The sequence below is a fragment of the Stenotrophomonas sp. MMGLT7 genome, assembly GCF_021168555.1.
Classification (GTDB): domain Bacteria; phylum Pseudomonadota; class Gammaproteobacteria; order Xanthomonadales; family Xanthomonadaceae; genus MMGLT7.
In genome coordinates, this window is record NZ_JAJOZS010000018.1 from 1 (window position 1) to 15,832 (window position 15,832).

At 69.8% G+C, this 15,832-nt stretch carries 13 protein-coding genes; 6 read left to right on the forward strand and 7 right to left on the reverse strand.

The window, feature by feature from the left end; all coding sequences use genetic code 11:
- Positions 1-614 (reverse strand): RseA family anti-sigma factor (locus LRX76_RS16930; protein WP_269450941.1); only part of this gene is annotated, 614 nt, incomplete at its 3' end.
- Positions 611-1,231, reverse strand: coding sequence for an RNA polymerase sigma factor RpoE (rpoE, locus tag LRX76_RS16935; RefSeq protein ID WP_231806864.1), 621 nt, complete (start codon positions 1,229-1,231; stop codon positions 611-613). The genes rpoE and LRX76_RS16930, both read right to left, overlap by 4 nt.
- Before the next feature lie 237 nt (positions 1,232-1,468).
- Between rpoE and LRX76_RS16940 the strand changes: the two genes are divergently transcribed.
- Positions 1,469-3,532, forward strand: a complete 2,064-nt coding sequence (locus tag LRX76_RS16940) for a 3-hydroxyacyl-CoA dehydrogenase NAD-binding domain-containing protein (protein ID WP_231806808.1) — start codon at positions 1,469-1,471, stop codon at positions 3,530-3,532.
- A gap of 436 nt (positions 3,533-3,968) precedes the next feature.
- Here LRX76_RS16940 and LRX76_RS16945 read toward each other — a convergent pair whose 3' ends face one another.
- Positions 3,969-4,958 (reverse strand): cation diffusion facilitator family transporter, encoded by a 990-nt coding sequence (locus tag LRX76_RS16945; RefSeq protein WP_231806809.1) that lies wholly within the window; start codon positions 4,956-4,958, stop codon positions 3,969-3,971.
- 144 nt (positions 4,959-5,102) lie between these two features.
- On the opposite strand from LRX76_RS16945, the gene LRX76_RS16950 reads away from it, so the two are divergent.
- The 4 genes from LRX76_RS16950 (at position 5,103) to katG (ending at position 12,487) form a co-directional block, all read left to right on the forward strand.
- Positions 5,103-6,539, forward strand: coding sequence for a GGDEF domain-containing protein (locus LRX76_RS16950; protein WP_231806810.1), 1,437 nt, complete (start codon positions 5,103-5,105; stop codon positions 6,537-6,539).
- 217 nt (positions 6,540-6,756) lie between these two features.
- Complete coding sequence (mutS, locus tag LRX76_RS16955) at positions 6,757-9,312, forward strand: DNA mismatch repair protein MutS (protein ID WP_231806865.1); 2,556 nt, start codon at positions 6,757-6,759, stop codon at positions 9,310-9,312.
- Positions 9,313-9,492: 180 nt separating this feature from the next.
- Complete coding sequence (locus tag LRX76_RS16960; RefSeq protein ID WP_231806811.1) at positions 9,493-10,107, forward strand: DUF937 domain-containing protein; 615 nt, start codon at positions 9,493-9,495, stop codon at positions 10,105-10,107.
- Positions 10,108-10,285: 178 nt separating this feature from the next.
- The gene (gene katG / locus LRX76_RS16965) at positions 10,286-12,487 is read left to right on the forward strand and encodes a catalase/peroxidase HPI (protein ID WP_231806812.1); all 2,202 of its coding nucleotides are present in this window, start codon (positions 10,286-10,288) and stop codon (positions 12,485-12,487) included.
- 193 nt (positions 12,488-12,680) lie between these two features.
- On the opposite strand, the gene LRX76_RS16970 is transcribed toward katG, so the two are convergent.
- Together LRX76_RS16970 and LRX76_RS16975 are read right to left on the reverse strand one after the other, a co-directional pair.
- Positions 12,681-13,085: an RNA-binding S4 domain-containing protein gene (locus LRX76_RS16970; RefSeq protein ID WP_231806813.1), complete on the reverse strand. Its 405-nt coding sequence runs from the start codon at positions 13,083-13,085 to the stop codon at positions 12,681-12,683.
- On the reverse strand, positions 13,082-13,324 hold the full coding sequence (locus tag LRX76_RS16975) for a hypothetical protein (RefSeq protein ID WP_231806814.1): 243 nt from the start codon (positions 13,322-13,324) through the stop codon (positions 13,082-13,084). Before LRX76_RS16975 ends, LRX76_RS16970 begins: the two co-directional genes overlap by 4 nt.
- Positions 13,325-13,403: 79 nt before the next feature.
- On the opposite strand from LRX76_RS16975, the gene LRX76_RS16980 reads away from it, so the two are divergent.
- On the forward strand, positions 13,404-14,843 hold the full coding sequence (locus LRX76_RS16980) for an MATE family efflux transporter (RefSeq protein ID WP_231806815.1): 1,440 nt from the start codon (positions 13,404-13,406) through the stop codon (positions 14,841-14,843).
- Positions 14,844-14,917: 74 nt separating this feature from the next.
- Here LRX76_RS16980 and LRX76_RS16985 read toward each other — a convergent pair whose 3' ends face one another.
- Together LRX76_RS16985 and rplS are read right to left on the reverse strand one after the other, a co-directional pair.
- A complete protein-coding gene (locus LRX76_RS16985; protein ID WP_231806816.1) occupies positions 14,918-15,196 on the reverse strand; it encodes a hypothetical protein in 279 nt (92 codons plus the stop codon).
- A 146-nt stretch (positions 15,197-15,342) separates the two neighbouring features.
- Positions 15,343-15,747: a 50S ribosomal protein L19 gene (rplS, locus tag LRX76_RS16990; RefSeq protein WP_231806817.1), complete on the reverse strand. Its 405-nt coding sequence runs from the start codon at positions 15,745-15,747 to the stop codon at positions 15,343-15,345.
- Between the last annotated feature and the right edge of the window lie 85 nt (positions 15,748-15,832).

Genomic DNA, 15,832 nt, shown 5'->3' on the forward strand with positions numbered 1-15,832 from the left:
GTGCGCGTGGCGGCGACCGTGCGGCGTGCCGAGGCTTCCTGGCGGCGCGCGGCCGCCAGCGCCGCCGCCGGCGCGGCCGCGACCACCTGGCCGAGGGTGCCGTCGGGATCGGCCGGCATCGCCGGCGCCTGCACAGGCACCGGCGCGGGCGTCGGGGCCGGTGCAGGCGTGGTGGCGACCACCGCGGCGGACTCGTCGGCGGGAGGCGGAAGATTGTCCGGCAGCTGCTCGCGGCTCATGAACATCGCCAGCGCGGCGACCGAGGCCGCCAGCGCGGTGCCGCCGCCCCAGCGCAGCCAGCGCCGCGGCGCGTGCGCGGGAGAACGCGAAGGCGAGCCGGTGCGTTCCGGCGGCGGTTCGTGCGCCACCGCCGCGGCGACGCGGCCGGCGAAATCCAGCGGTGCCGGCGCGCAGGACTGGCCGCGCAGCACGTCGCCGCACAGCAGCCAGCGCTCGTGGCAGCCGGACAGTTCGGCATCGTGCTGCAGCCGGCGCAGCATGAAGCGCGCCTCGTCGGTGGACAGCTCGCCATCGATCAACGCCGACAGCTGCTGGCGGTAATGGACCTCGAACTTGTCGCCGGCGACGCCGGGCAAAGGCTTTTCGTTATTCATACGCGTTGCTTTTCACGGGTAGCGCTCTCGGTATCCAGCAGGGGCCGCAGCTCGGCATCGATCGCCTCGCGTGCACGGAAGATGCGCGAACGCACCGTCCCGATGGGGCACCCCATCCTGTGCGCGATGTCCTCGTAGCTCATGCCCTCCACCTCGCGCAGGGTGATGGCCGCTCGCAGCTCCTCCGGCAATGCATTGACCGCCTTCATCACCGTTTGTTCCAGCTGCTGGCGCATCAGTTCACGTTCCGGTGTGTCGGTATCGCGCAGGCGGGTGCCGGAATCGAACTGCTCGGCGTCGGCCACGTCGATGTCGTCGGTGGGCGGGCGGCGGTTGTGGGCGACCAGATGGTTCTTGGCGGTGTTCACGGCGATCCTGTGCAGCCATGTATAGAACTGGGCGTCGCCGCGGAAGCTCCCGATCGCGCGGTAGGCGCGGAGGAAGGTGTCCTGGGCCACGTCCTGACATTCGCTCCAGTCGGCGATGTAGCGCCCGATCAACGCCACGATCCGATGCTGGTACTTGCGCACCAGGACATCGAACGCCGCGCTCTCGCCGCGCTGCACACGCCGGACCAGTTCCAGGTCCAGCTCCTGAGGTGTATCGACATCGGCCATAACGGGCCGCACTCCTGTCAGCCCAACCGCGTCGGGCACTGTGACCGCCATTCCGGCAAAAAGTTCAGCGGCCTTGCCTGCACCGCCACCCCACAACGTTAACCGCGTCCCCGTTAGGCTCGCGCATGCCAGCGGTCACGGATCATGTCCCTCGCCCGGAACATTGGGATTTGACGGGATGGAAACAACCTCTGGATGATAACGACCTTGTCCATACACAACCGGATGGTCCACCCCATGCTTGCAGGCTTCGATGGGCTTCGATTCAGCCACTGGCTTCCCGAGATCCGCGACGACGGCGTCGTCGTGCTCAGCCTGGACCGCCAGGGCATCTCGGTCAACGCGTTCTCGCAGGACGTGCTGATCGAGCTGGGCGACCTGCTGGAACGCATCGCCATCGATCCGCCCAAGGGCGTGGTGATCCGCTCGGCCAAGCCGTCGGGCTTCATCGCCGGCGCCGACCTGAAGGAATTCCAGGAGTACGACCGCAAGGGCACGGTCAACGATGCGATCCGCCGCGGACAGGCCGTGTTCCAGAAGCTGGCCGAGCTGCCGTGCCCGACGGTGGCCGCGATCCATGGCTTCTGCATGGGTGGCGGCACCGAGATCTCGCTGGCCTGCCGCTACCGCGTGGCCAGCGGCGACGCCTCCACCCGCATCGGCCTGCCGGAAACCAAGCTCGGCATCTTCCCCGGTTGGGGTGGCAGCGCGCGCCTGCCGCGCCTGATCGGTGCGCCGGCGGCGATGGACCTGATGCTCACCGGCCGCACCGTGTCGGCATCGGCCGCGCGGGCGCTGGGACTGGTGGACAAGGTGGTGGCGCCGGCGGTGCTGGTCGATGCCGCGGTCGCGCTGGCGCTGTCGGGCACCACGCGCCCGTTCAAGCAGCGCGCGACCGCATGGGCCACCAATACCTGGATCGCACGGCAGATCCTGGCGCCGCAGATGGCCAAGCAGGTCGCGCGCAAGGCACGCCGCGAGCACTACCCGGCGCCGTACGCGCTGATCGACGTGTGGAAGCGCAGCGGCGGCAGCGGCATCCAGGCACGCCTGGACGCCGAGCGCCGCGCGGTGGTCAAGCTGGCCGGCACGCCGACCGCGCGCAACCTGATCCGCATCTTCTTCCTCACCGAGCGGCTCAAGGGCCTTGGGGGCAAGGATCACGGCATCCGCCACGTGCACGTGGTCGGTGCAGGAGTGATGGGCGGCGACATCGCCGCCTGGTCGGCCTACAAGGGTTTCGAGGTGACGCTGCAGGACCGCGAGCAGCGCTTCATCGATCCGGCGCTGGCGCGCGCCGGCGAACTGTTCGCCAAGCGCGTCAAGGACGAGAGCAAGCGCCCGGCGGTGGCGGCACGACTCAAGGGCGACCTGGACGGCGCCGGCATCGCCGAGGCCGACCTGGTGATCGAGGCGATCATCGAGAACCCGGACGCCAAGCGCGAGCTGTACCAGTCCATCGAGCCCAGGCTCAAGGCCGACGCGCTGCTCACCAGCAACACCTCCTCGATCCCGCTGGACGAGCTGCGCGAGCACATCCAGCGCCCGGCGCAGTTCGCCGGCCTGCACTACTTCAACCCGGTGGCGCAGATGCCGCTGGTGGAGATCGTGCAGCACGACCAGCTGGCGCCGGAGACCGGCAAGCGGCTGGCGGCGTTCTGCAAGGCGCTGGACAAGCTGCCGGTGCCGGTGGCCGGCACGCCCGGCTTCCTGGTCAACCGCGTGCTGTTCCCGTACATGCTGGAGGCGGCCAACGCCTACGCCGAGGGCGTCCCCGGCGCGGTGATCGACAAGGCCGCGGTGAAGTTCGGCATGCCGATGGGACCGATCGAGCTGATCGACACCGTCGGCCTGGACGTGGCCGCCGGCGTGGGCAAGGAACTGGCGCCGTTCCTCGGCCTGCAGATCCCGCAGGCGCTGGCGACGGTGGAGCCGGACAAGCGCGGCAAGAAGGATGGCAAGGGCCTGTACACGTGGCAGGAGGGCAAGCCGGTCAAGCCGGACGTGCCCGCCGACTACAAGGCGCCGGACGACCTGGAGGACCGCCTGGTGCTGCCGCTGCTCAACGAGGCGGTCGCCTGCCTGCACGACGGCGTGGTCGCCGATGCCGACCTGCTCGATGCCGGAGTGATCTTCGGCACGGGCTTCGCCCCGTTCCGCGGCGGTCCGATCCAGTACATCCGCAGCACCGGCGCCGACGCCCTGCTGGACAGGCTCAAGGCGCTGCAGGCTCGCCATGGCGAACGCTTCGCCCCGCGCCCGGGCTGGGATTCACCGGCACTGCGCGAACCGGCGGTGTGACGCAGCGATGCCGCGACCGGAAACGCCGCCTTCGGGTGGCGTTTTCGTAGGCCCCTGCCGGCGTCGGACGGGGAAACGCCTGGAGCCCCGTAGCCCGGGCAAGCGAAGCGCACCCGGGATGACCGATGGCCTGGCAGCGCCCACGCCGCCGGCCTGGGCCGGGGCGCGCCGCAGAGATTGGGGTCAGGGGGCAAAGCCCTCGGAATGCCCGGCTGCACCAGGCTTCGCCCGTACCCTCATCCGCCCCTTCGGGGCACCTTCTCCCGCAAGGAGAAGGAAACTTACAGCCCGTAGCTCGGAACCACGCCCCCGACGCCTGGTGAACCCGAACATCGCGCGCGTCGGCCGCGTGCCTGCCCCGTGAACACCGGCCCGCGCGTCGGATGCATCGCTGCGATCGGCTGCGGAGCTGGCCTTGCCGTGGACAGCCAGACGCTCAGGAATGGGTGTGCCCGTAATGCCCGTGCCGATCAGGCCCGTGATCGTGATCGTGCGAATCATGCCCGGACGGGTCGTGGCCATGGCCATCGCCTTCTACCCCGCACACCTCGCCACCGCAGTAGCTGGCCTCGACCTGCAGCGTCACGTGATCGATGTCGAAGCGCTCGTGCAGCAGTTCCCCCAGCCCGCGGCGCAGCAGTTCGGCGTCGACGCCGTCGGCCATGACCACGTGCGCGGTCAGCGCCGGCGTGCTGGAGGCCAGCGCCCACACGTGCAGGTCGTGCACGTCCACCACCCCCGCATGGCCGCACAGCGCCTGCCGCACCTCGCCCAGCACGATGCCCTTGGGCACGCCTTCGAGCAGCACGTTGATCGCCTCGCGCAGCAGCACCCAGGTGCGCGGCAGCACCCACAGGCCGATCAGCACCGCCAGCGCCGCGTCGATCCATTGCCAGCCTGTCCAGCGGATCAGCAGTGCGCCGATGATCACCGCCACCGAACCGAGCATGTCGCTCCATACCTCAAGGTAGGCCCCCTTGACGTTGAGGCTCTCGCCGCTGCCGGCCTTGAGCAGGCGCATGGCGACCAGGTTCACCGCCAGCCCGATCGCCGCGATGACCAGCATGCCGCCGGAAGCCACGTGCTGCGGCTGGCGGAAGCGCTCCACCGCCTCCCACAGGATGTAGGCCCCGACCGCGAACAGCAGCGCGCCGTTGGCCATCGCCCCCAACGCTTCCAGGCGCGCGTAGCCATAGGAACGGCGCGCATCGGGGGGGCGCCGGCTCATGCGCACGGCCAGCAGCGCGATCATCAGCCCGACCGTGTCGGTGGCCATGTGCGCGGCATCGGACAGCAGCGCCAGGCTGTTGGTGATGAAGGCGCCGGCGATCTCCGCCAGCAGGAAGGCCGAGGTCAGCCCGAGCGCCCACCACAGGGGCTTCTCGTAGCGGATGTCGCTGGGCAGGTGGTTGTGATCGTGGCTCATGTGCCGCTCCGGGATTTGCGCCACCTTAGGCACGTTCGTGCACGGAGACTATTACACCGCAGGCACCGCCATCGCATTGACACGACCGGCCGCGCCGGTGAAATACAATACGCGGTTAATTTTTCCCCGCGCCCTCCCCCGGCTATGACATCCCCGGCCAACGCCCTTCCCGACGAAGACTCGCAGCAGCTGGCTCCGGCCTGGCGCGAGCAGATCCTGGCCACGCCGCCACACGCCCTGGCGTTGATGGCCGACATCGCCTCGCAGCCGCTGCAGGCGCTTTCGGACCAGTTCTACGCGGTCCTGCTCGACGATCCCCGCGCCAGCCGCTTCCTGTCCAACGAACAGGTCAGCGAGCAGCTCAAGCCCGCCCTGCAGCACTGGCTGCGCGCGCTGATGACCGCGACGCCGGCCACGGTGCAGGAACTGATCGTCGTCAACCGCCACATCGGCCGCGTGCACGCGCGCGTCGGCATCCCTGTGGACCTGGTCACCCGCGGGGTGCGCGTGCTGCGGCTGCAGCTGTTCCGCCGCATCGCCGGCAGCGGAGCCGTCGAGCCGACCTGCATCTCCGCCATGGCCTGCATCAGCATCGCCATGGACATCGCGCTGGAAGGCATGACCCTGGCCTACACCACCGCACACGACCGCTCGGCGCGCACCGACGCGGCCTACCGCCTGTTCTCGCTGGTGCAGAACGTGAGCACCGAGCGCGAACGCCAGCGCGCGCTGCTGCTGGACTGGGAGAACAACCTGCTCTACAGCCTGGCCGGACAGACCGGTTCGGACATCGACACCCAGCGCCTGTCCACATCCGAATTCGGCCTGTGGTACACCCACAAGGGCATCCCCAGCTTCGGCGACAGCTCCGAGACCCAGCGCATCACCGCGCTGATCGGCGAGGTCGATGCGCTGCTGGCGGTCGAACCGGGCGCCGGCGGCTCCGGCCAGGGCCGCCTGGCGACCCTGCATGCGATCCGCGAGCGCCTGAGCGCGATCCGCAACCTGCTGAACATGCTGTTCGAGCGCGTCGGCGAACTCGACGCCGGGTCGGATTCGCTGACCAACCTGCTCAACCGGCGCTTCCTGCCCACCGTGCTGCGGCGGGAGATCGAACTGGCGAGCAAGGCATCGGGCAGCTTCGCCGTGCTGCTGCTCGACCTGGACCACTTCAAGAGCATCAACGACCGCTACGGCCACGAGACCGGCGACCGCACGCTGCAGCACGTGGCCAACACCCTCAACCAGTTCACCCGCGGCAGCGACTATGTGTTCCGGTTGGGCGGCGAGGAGTTCGTGATCGTGCTGGTGGCGGTCACCGAACAGCGCGCCCAGGCCATCGCCGAGTCCCTGCGCAAGCAGATCGCCGCCACCCAGGTGCCGGTGACCGATGCGCAGGTGCTGGCCATCACCGCGAGCATCGGCGTGGCCATGTACGACGGCCATCCCGACTACGAACGCCTGATGAGCCGGGCCGACGCCGCCATGTACGAGGCCAAGGCCAACGGCCGCGACCAGGTGGTGATGGCCCGCCCGGGCATGAAGACCAGCGCGCCCCGCCGCTACCTGGCGCGCGACTGAGCGCGCCGCACCGGTGGCGCCGGAGCGCCGCCATGCCATCGGGATCGCCACCTGCCTGCGGCGCGCGCGACCGCGTCGACTACAATTCCAGACCGTTTGCACGTCCGCCCGCGTCAGCTCGGCGGACATGATCGACAACCTGGAATCCGGTGCGCAGTTGAGCGAATCAAGAGACAAGGCGGACAGCCGCAAGGGGCAGCCCGAGCACACCCCGCTCATGAAGCAGTTCTTCGCAGCCAAGTCCGAACATCCGGACCTGCTGCTGTTCTTCCGCATGGGCGACTTCTACGAGCTGTTCTACGACGATGCGCGCAAGGCCGCGCGGCTGCTCGACATCACCCTGACCCAGCGCGGCAGCTCCGGCGGCGCGCCGATCCCGATGGCCGGGGTGCCGGTGCATGCCTACGAGGGCTACCTGGCGCGGCTGGTGGCGCTGGGCGAGTCGGTGGCGATCTGCGAGCAGATCGGCGACCCGGCGCTGGCCAAGGGGCTGGTGGAGCGCAAGGTGGTGCGCATCGTCACGCCCGGCACGGTCACCGACGAGGCGCTGCTGGACGAGCGCCGCGACACCCTGCTGATGGCGCTGTCGCGCACCCGCCACGGCTACGGCCTGGCCTGGGCCGACCTGGCCGGTGGCCGCTTCCTGGTCAACGAGGTCGATGGCGAGGACGCGCTGGAGGCGGAATTGGCGCGACTGGAGCCGGCCGAACTGCTGGTGCCGGACGAGGACGGCTGGCCCGAGTTCCTGCACCAGCGCCACGGCATCCGCCGCCGCGCGCCGTGGCTGTTCGATGCCGACAGCGGCCGCCGCCAGCTGCTGCAGTTCTTCGGCGTGCACGATTTGTCCGGCTTCGGCATCGAGGATGCGCCGCGCGCCATCGCCGCCGCTGCCGCCCTGCTCGGCTATGTCGAGGAGACGCAGAAGCAGCGCCTGCCGCACCTGACCGCGATCGCGCTGGAGACCGCCGGCGAGGCGATCGCGATGAATGCCGCCACCCGCCGCCACCTGGAACTGGACACGCGCGTGGACGGCGACACCCGCAACACCCTGCTCGGCGTGCTCGACAGCACCGTCACGCCGATGGGCGGGCGCCTGCTGCGGCGCTGGCTGCACCGGCCGCTGCGGCTGCGCCAGGTGCTGGTGCAGCGCCACCACGCCGTCGGCACATTGATCGACCACGGCGCCGACGCCGACCTGCGCGAGCGCTTCCGCGCGCTCGGCGATGTCGAGCGCATCCTCACCCGCATCGCCCTGCGCTCGGCGCGCCCGCGCGACTTCTCCACCCTGCGCGACGGCCTGGCGCTGCTGCCGGACATCGCCGCCCTCCTCGCCCCGCTCGACTCGCCGCGGCTGCAGGCATTGGCCGCCGAACTGGGCGACCACGGCGAGACCGCACATCTGCTGCTGTCGGCCATCGCCGAGCAGCCGCCGCTCAAGCTGTCCGACGGCGGCGTGATCGCCGCCGACTACGACGCCGAGCTGGACGAGCTGCGGCAGCTGTCCACCAACGCCGACCAGTTCCTGATCGACCTGGAGGCACGCGAGCGCGAGGCCAGCGGCATCGCCACGCTCAAGGTCGGCTACAACCGCGTCCACGGCTACTTCATCGAGATCAGCAAGGGCCAGGCCGACCGCGCGCCGGTGCACTACACCCGCCGGCAGACCCTGACCAACGCCGAGCGCTACATCACCGAGGAACTCAAGGCGTTCGAGGACAAGGTGCTGTCGGCGCGCGAACGCGCGCTGTCGCGCGAGAAGCTGCTGTACGAAGGCCTGCTCGATGCGCTCGGCGCGCGCCTGGAGCCGCTCAAGCGCGCGGCCGCGGCGCTGAGCGAGCTGGACGTGCTGGCCGCCTTCGCCGAACGCGCGCAGGCGCTGGACTGGTCGCGCCCGGAACTGGAGACGGCGCCGTGCCTGCGCATCGAGCGCGGCCGCCACCCGGTGGTCGAGGCGGTGCGCGAACAGCCTTTCGAGCCCAACGACCTGGACCTGCATCCGGACCGCCGCATGCTGGTGATCACCGGCCCCAACATGGGCGGCAAGAGCACCTACATGCGCCAGAACGCACTTATCGTGCTGCTGGCGCACATCGGCAGCTTCGTGCCGGCCGCGCGCGCGGTGATCGGCCAGATCGACCGCATCCTCACCCGCATCGGCGCCGGCGACGACCTGGCCAGGGGCCAGTCCACCTTCATGGTCGAGATGGCCGAGACCAGCTACATCCTGCACCATGCCAGCGCGCAGTCGCTGGTGCTGATGGACGAGATCGGCCGCGGCACCTCCACCTACGACGGCCTGGCCCTGGCCGACGCGGTGGCGCGCCACCTGGCCCACGTCAACCGCTGCTACACGCTGTTCGCCACCCACTACTTCGAACTCACCGCACTGGCCGACGAGACCGTCGAAGGCGGCCCCAGCGGCATCGCCAACGTGCACCTGGACGCGGTCGAGCATGGCGAGAACCTGGTGTTCATGCATGCGGTCAAGGACGGCCCGGCCAACCGCAGCTTCGGCCTGCAGGTGGCGGCGCTGGCCGGCCTGCCGCGCGACACCGTCGCCCAGGCGCGGCGGCGCCTGGCCGAGCTGGAGCAGCGCGGCGGCGAGAGCCACGCCTCGCAGATGGCACCGCGGGCGCTGGACGCACCTCAGCAGTTCGGCCTGTTCGCGCCGGCTGCCTCGGCCGCGCAGGAAGCCCTCGCCGCACTCGACCCGGACGAGCTGACGCCCAAGCAGGCGCTGGAGGCGCTGTACCGGTTGAAGTCGTTGCTTTGAGGGCCGGGATTCGGGATTCGGGATTCGGGATTCGGGAAAGGCTATCCCTAGTTTCGCTGGTCCTGGGGGCCGATCCGATCCGTCTTTCCTGTCGCTGCGGAGACGACTCAACGGTAATGCCCGGGCTGCTAGCCTGAAGCGGCCACGGCGGTACGACCGCCTTCACCCAAAGGACATGACATGACCACGACCAGCCTTACCGAGACCCTCCTGCAGCAACTGCAAGGCCCCGCACTGCAGCAGGTGGCGCAGAGCCTGGGCATCGATGCACAGCAGGCGCAGGGCGCCGTCGGCGCGGCGCTGCCGCTGTTGATGGGCGCACTCGGGCGCAACGCACAGCAGCCGCAGGGCGCCGAGGCGCTGCTGGGCGCACTGCAGCGCGACCATGCCGGCGGCGGCGGCTTCGACCTGGGCGGCCTGCTCGGCTCGGTGCTCGGCGGTGGCAGCGGCAATGCCCAGACCGATGGCGCCGGCATCCTCGGCCACGTGTTCGGTGCCAAGGCGCCGCAGGCGGCCAGCCAGTTGGGCCAGGCCACCGGGCTGGGCGGAGACAAGGCCTCGCAACTGCTGCAGATCCTGGCCCCGATCGTGCTGGCCTTCCTGGCCAAGCGATTCCTCGGCAACGGCCAGGCCGATGCCTCGCAACTGGGCCAGACCCTGAGCCAGGAACAGCAGCATGTCGCGCAGTCGGGCGTCGGCGGCCTGCTCGGCTCGGTGCTCGACCAGGACGGCGACGGGCAGCTAGGCGTCGGCGACCTGCTGAAGATCGGCGGCGGCCTGTTCGGCAAGTCCTGAGCAGGCGTCCCCCGGCCATCGCGGCCACTCATTCATCCAACTGGTCGCTTTGGCAGAGGGCAGCCTCTGCCTCTCGAGGCAATCGATAGATCTGGTCTATCGATAAGGCAGATTCATTCGAATTGATTTTATTAATCAACGGCGCATATCGTTCGGGTCTTTAGAGGAGAAGCCCGCCATGAGCACGCCAACCGAAACCAATACCCCGGCCCCGGTCGACACGCCCTCGCCCTCGGCCGCGAAATGCCCGTTCCACAGCGCCCCGATGCATCCCGTCGCCGGTGGCGGCACCGGCAACCGGGACTGGTGGCCGAAACAGCTGCGCGTGGACCTGCTGAACCAGCATTCCGAGCGCTCCAACCCGCTCGATCCCGGATTCGACTACCGCCAGGAGTTCAAGAAGCTCGACTATGCCGCGCTGAAGGCCGACCTCAAGGCGCTGCTGAGCGACTCCCAGGACTGGTGGCCGGCCGACTGGGGCAGCTACGGCGGCCTGTTCATCCGCATGGCATGGCACAGCGCCGGCACCTATCGCATGGTCGACGGCCGCGGCGGCGGCGGTCGCGGCCAGCAGCGCTTCGCCCCGCTGAACTCGTGGCCCGACAACGTCAGCCTGGACAAGGCCCGCCGCCTGCTGTGGCCGGTCAAGCAGAAGTATGGACAGAAGATCTCGTGGGCCGACCTGATCATCCTGGCCGGCAACATCGCGCTTGAGGCGTCGGGCTTCCGCACCTTCGGCTTCGCCGCCGGGCGCGAGGACACCTGGGAGCCGGACCTCGACGTCAACTGGGGCGACGAGAAGAGCTGGCTGGCCCACCGCAAGTCCGAGGCGCTGGCCGGCAGCCCGATCAGCGCGACCGAACTGGGCCTGATCTACGTGAACCCGGAAGGTCCGGAGGCCAGCGGCGACCCGCTCTCCGCCGCCCCGTTCATCCGTGCCACCTTCGGCAACATGGCGATGGACGACGAGGAGATCGTCGCCCTGATCGCCGGCGGCCACACCCTGGGCAAGACCCACGGCGCCGGGCCGGCGGACGCGGTCGACGTCGATCCCGAGGCCTCGGCGCTCGAGCAGCAGGGCCTGGGCTGGCGCAGCAGCCATGGCAGCGGCGTCGGCAAGGACGCGATCACCTCCGGCCTCGAAGTGGTATGGACGCAGACGCCGACGCAGTGGAGCAACCACTTCTTCGAGAACCTGTTCAAGTTCGAATGGGTGCAGACGCGCAGCCCCGCCGGCGCCATCCAGTGGGAGGCCCAGGATGCCGAGGCGATCATCCCGGACCCGTTCGATCCGGCGATCAAGCGCAGGCCGACGATGCTGACCACCGACCTGACCCTGCGCTTCGACCCCGAGTTCGAGAAGATCTCGCGGCGCTTCCTCAACGACCCGCAGGCCTTCGCCGAGGCCTTCGCCCGCGCCTGGTTCAAGCTGACCCACCGCGACATGGGCCCGAAGGCGCGCTACCTCGGCCCGGAAGTGCCGAAGGAAGACCTGATCTGGCAGGACCCGCTGCCGGCTCCGGTCCATGCGCCGAGCGCCGCCGACATCGCCGACCTGAAGGCGAGGATCGCAGACTCGGGCCTGACGGTGTCGCAACTGGTGTCGATCGCCTGGGCCTCGGCCTCGACCTTCCGCGGCGGCGACAAGCGCGGCGGCGCCAACGGCGCGCGCATCGCCCTGGCCCCGCAGAAGGACTGGGAAGCCAACCGGCTCGCGCTGCAGGCGCTGCCCAGGCTGCAGCAGATCCAGCAGGCCTCGGGCAAGGCCTCGCTGGCCGACGTGATCGTGCTGGCCGGCGTGGTCGGCGTCGAGCAGGCAGCCAGGGCCGCCGGCGTCGCGGTGGAAGTGCCGTTCGCGCCGGGCCGCGTCGATGCCACGCAGGAGCAGACCGAGGCCGAATCCTTCCAGTGGCTGGAGGGCCTGGCCGACGGCTTCCGCAACTGGAAGAAGGCGGGCGTGAATGCGCCGACCGAGGCGCTGCTGATCGACAAGGCGCAGCAGCTCACCCTGACCGCGCCGGAGCTGACCGTCCTGGTCGGCGGCCTGCGCGTGCTCGGCACCAACCACGACGGCTCCAGCCACGGCGTGTTCACCGACCAGGTCGGCGTGCTGAGCACCGACTTCTTCACCCACCTGCTGGACATGTCCACGGTGTGGGCGCCGGTGGACGATGCGGCCGAGGTGTTCCAGGGCAAGGACCGCAGGACCGGCGAGCCGAAGTACACCGCCACCCGCAACGACCTGGTGTTCGGCTCCAACTCGGTGCTGCGCGCCCTGGCCGAGGTCTACGCCGAAGCCGACGGCAGGGAGAAGTTCGTCAAGGACTTCGTCGCCGCGTGGACCAAGGTGATGAACCTGGATCGCTTCGACCTGGCCTGAGCGGACGTAAGGTGCCGGCCTGGCCTGAATCCCCCAGGCCAGGCCGGCACCTGTCTTTCTCCCTTTTTTTGTAGGAGCGACTTCAGTCGCGATGGGACCTTACCTAACCTAGTAAAGCCCGATCGCGACTGAAGTCGCTCCTACAGTTTTCACGCAGTTTTCCACGCCGTTTTTCACGCAGTTCCACGGCCCGTCACATCGCGTCGATGTCACCCAGCGCGCGGATCAGCCGCCGCGCGCGCTTGTCCGGGCGGTGCTCCGGTGGCCGGTAGCCGTTGCGTTCGGCCGCGCGCAGCTCGCGCAGCTGGATGCGTTGCTGCCGCGACTGCTCGCTCTCCTCGTACAGCGCCTGCGCCACCGCTGCCGGGCCGCGGGTCTCGCTCAGCGCCAGTACCCGCACCTCGAACGTCTCCTCGCCGCGGCCGATCCGCAGCCACTCGCCGACGCGCAGCGCGCGCGACGACTTGGGCCGCTGCCCGGCCACCTCGACCTTGCCGGTTTCTATCGCCTGCTTGGCCAGGCTGCGGGTCCTGAAGAAACGCGCGGCCCACAGCCACACGTCCAGCCTCACCGCAGCCTGCAACAACCCATCCGTCATTTGTCGAAATCCGCCTTGATCGGTGCCTGCCGGCCGCGCCCGGTCATCTCCGGGTCGCAGCGGCGATCGTACATCCCGGACATCCCGGCCGGGTGCGGCGGCCCCGGTTCGCGGCCGACCTGGCACTCGGGCAGGTCGGCCGGATGCCGGCCGGCGTCCTCGCGCCAATCGGTCGAGGCGCAGCCGCCCGACATCGCCGTCATCGCCGCCGCCCGCAAAGCCGTGGTCACTGGATTCATGCGATCTCCCTGCCGGGAAACACCCGGACTACGCCAACACAATGGTAGTGTGCCGGTCCCCAGACGACGTGACCGGCGCATGCAGTCCAGCACAGGAAACCTGACCGAAGGACCGATCGGACGCAGCCTGCTGCTGTTCTCGCTGCCGATTCTCGCCGGCAACGTCGCACAGTCGCTGAACGGCTCGGTCAATGCGGTCTGGGTCGGGCGCTACCTGGGCGAGGCGGCGCTGACCGCCACGGCCAACGCCAACAACATCCTGTTCTTCCTGCTCGGTTCGGTATTCGGCATCGGCATGGCCTCGAGCATCCTGATCGGCCAGGCCATGGGCGCCGGCGACATCGCCCGGGCGCGGCGGGTGATGGGCAGCAGCGCCAGCTTCTTCATCGGCATCTCGGTGGTCGTCGCCCTGGCCGGCTGGCTGCTGGCCCCCCGGCTGCTGGCGGCCATGGGCACGCCGGCGGCGTCGCTGCCGCTGGCCGTGGCCTACCTGCGGGTGATCTTCCTGGCGATGCCGGTGCTGTACGCGTTCGCGTTCCTGTCGGCGGCGCTGCGCGGTGCCGGCGACTCGCGCACCCCGTTCCGCTTCCTGATGCTGTCGGTGCTGCTGGACATCGGCTTCAACCCGCTGCTGATCTTCGGCCTCGGCCCGCTGCCGCGGCTGGGCATCGCCGGCGCCGCCTGGGCCACGCTGTTCGCGCAGGTGCTGTCGCTGGCCGCGCTGCTGCTCTACCTGCGCCACAAGCGCCACGTGCTGTGGCTGGGTCGCCGCGACGCGGCGCTGTTCAGGCCCGACCTGCAGATCCTGCGCGCGCTGGTGGTCAAGGGCGTGCCGATGGGCCTGCAGATGGTGCTGATCTCGCTGGCGATGCTGGCGATGATGACCATGGTCAACGGCTACGGCACCCACACCGCCGCCGCCTACGGCGCCGCCCTGCAGCTGTGGACCTACGTGCAGATGCCGGCGATGGCGATCGGCGCGGCCTGCTCGTCGATGGCCGCGCAGAACGTGGGCGCCAACCGCTGGGACCGGGTGTCGGCCACCGCCGGCTACGGCGTGCTGTTCAACTTCCTGCTGACCGGCGCGCTGATCGCGCCGCTGATCCTGCTCGACCGCTGGACGCTGGCGCTGTTCCTGCCCGCCGGCAGCGAGGCGCTGGAGATCGCCCGCCACCTCAACCACATCGCGGTGTGGTCGTTCCTGTTCTTCGGCGTGACCTTCGTGATCTCCGGCGTGGTCCGTTCCACCGGCGCGGTGATCCCGCCGCTGGTGATCCTGGCGATCTCGCTGTGGGGCATCCGCGTCCCGTTCGCCGAGATGCTGCAGCCGACGCTGGGCGCCGACGCGGTGTGGTGGAGCTTCCCCACCAGCGCGGTGTGCGCGATGCTGATGTCGATGGCCTACTACCGCTGGGGCCGCTGGCGCCGCGCGCACATGCTGGCCGGGCCGGAAACGGTGGCGGTGCCGGCCGAGGTGCCGGCCACGCCGCCGTCGCCGGTGGCCGACCCGGGCAAGTAGCGAGTCCGCCTGCCGGCCCCGCCCCTGCGGCAGCGGCGGGCAAAGCAGGGCTGACGGCCCCGAGCCGCCTGCGCTCAGCGCCCGGAACCGGGGCCGCGCCGGGGAAGCAGCTCCACTTCCACCGAGCGGTCGTAGTAGCGCTGGCAGTCGCGGCTCACGTAGGCATCGCGGTGGCGCTGGCGGGCCTCGCCATCGGCCTTGTCCGGCAGCACGCCGGCGGCGGCGTCCGAGGCCTGCCGCTGGCAATGGTAGGGAATGCCGGCATTCGGGTCGTCGCCCCAGCCGGTGCTGGCGCATCCGCCGCACAGCGAAGCGGACCCGAGCACGATCGCGGAAACCAGGCCTCGGTGCATCGACCGTCTCTCTCATCGGGGAACCGGCGCCAGTGTGCCGCAGGCCGCGCCAGGCCGCCACGGTCGCGATGTCGCCGCGCACAAAGCAAACGGCCGCCCGAAGGCGGCCGTCCGTCGCAGCGACCCGGAGGCCGTCGCGGTGTCGCTTACTCGGCCTTGGCGGCCAGGCGCGCGGCCTTGGCCTGCGCAGCGGCGGCCAGGTCTTCCTTGATGCGGGCAGCCTTACCTTCCAGGCCACGCAGGTAGTACAGCTTGCCGGCGCGGACCTTGCCGCGGCGCTTCACCTCGACCGAGTCGATGATGGCGCTGTGGGTCTGGAACACGCGCTCGACGCCGTAGCCGTGCGAGATCTTGCGCACGGTGAAGGCGGAGTTCAGGCCGGCGTTCTTGGTGCCGATGACGACGCCTTCGTAGGCCTGCACGCGCTCGCGGTTGCCTTCCTTCACCTTCACGTTGACGACGACGGTGTCACCCTGGCTGAACTTCGGCAGTTCGCGGGAGATCTGGGCGGATTCGAAGTCCGAGAGGATGGTCTTGTTCAGCTTGCTCATGGTTGCACCGATATCTTGTTCGGGTGGGCGTGTCGTTCGACAACGTGGGCTCATGCAGTCACCGGACTGTGCTGCACGTTTGTTG

Coding starts and splice junctions, on each gene's coding strand:
- rpoE (WP_231806864.1), bottom strand. CDS start 1,231: ATGGCCGATGTCGATACACCTCAGGAGCTGGACCTGGAACTGGTCCGG.
- LRX76_RS16940 (WP_231806808.1), top strand. CDS start 1,469: ATGCTTGCAGGCTTCGATGGGCTTCGATTCAGCCACTGGCTTCCCGAG.
- LRX76_RS16945 (WP_231806809.1), bottom strand. CDS start 4,958: ATGAGCCACGATCACAACCACCTGCCCAGCGACATCCGCTACGAGAAG.
- LRX76_RS16950 (WP_231806810.1), top strand. CDS start 5,103: ATGACATCCCCGGCCAACGCCCTTCCCGACGAAGACTCGCAGCAGCTG.
- mutS (WP_231806865.1), top strand. CDS start 6,757: ATGAAGCAGTTCTTCGCAGCCAAGTCCGAACATCCGGACCTGCTGCTG.
- LRX76_RS16960 (WP_231806811.1), top strand. CDS start 9,493: ATGACCACGACCAGCCTTACCGAGACCCTCCTGCAGCAACTGCAAGGC.
- katG (WP_231806812.1), top strand. CDS start 10,286: ATGAGCACGCCAACCGAAACCAATACCCCGGCCCCGGTCGACACGCCC.
- LRX76_RS16970 (WP_231806813.1), bottom strand. CDS start 13,085: ATGACGGATGGGTTGTTGCAGGCTGCGGTGAGGCTGGACGTGTGGCTG.
- LRX76_RS16975 (WP_231806814.1), bottom strand. CDS start 13,324: ATGAATCCAGTGACCACGGCTTTGCGGGCGGCGGCGATGACGGCGATG.
- LRX76_RS16980 (WP_231806815.1), top strand. CDS start 13,404: ATGCAGTCCAGCACAGGAAACCTGACCGAAGGACCGATCGGACGCAGC.
- LRX76_RS16985 (WP_231806816.1), bottom strand. CDS start 15,196: ATGCACCGAGGCCTGGTTTCCGCGATCGTGCTCGGGTCCGCTTCGCTG.
- rplS (WP_231806817.1), bottom strand. CDS start 15,747: ATGAGCAAGCTGAACAAGACCATCCTCTCGGACTTCGAATCCGCCCAG.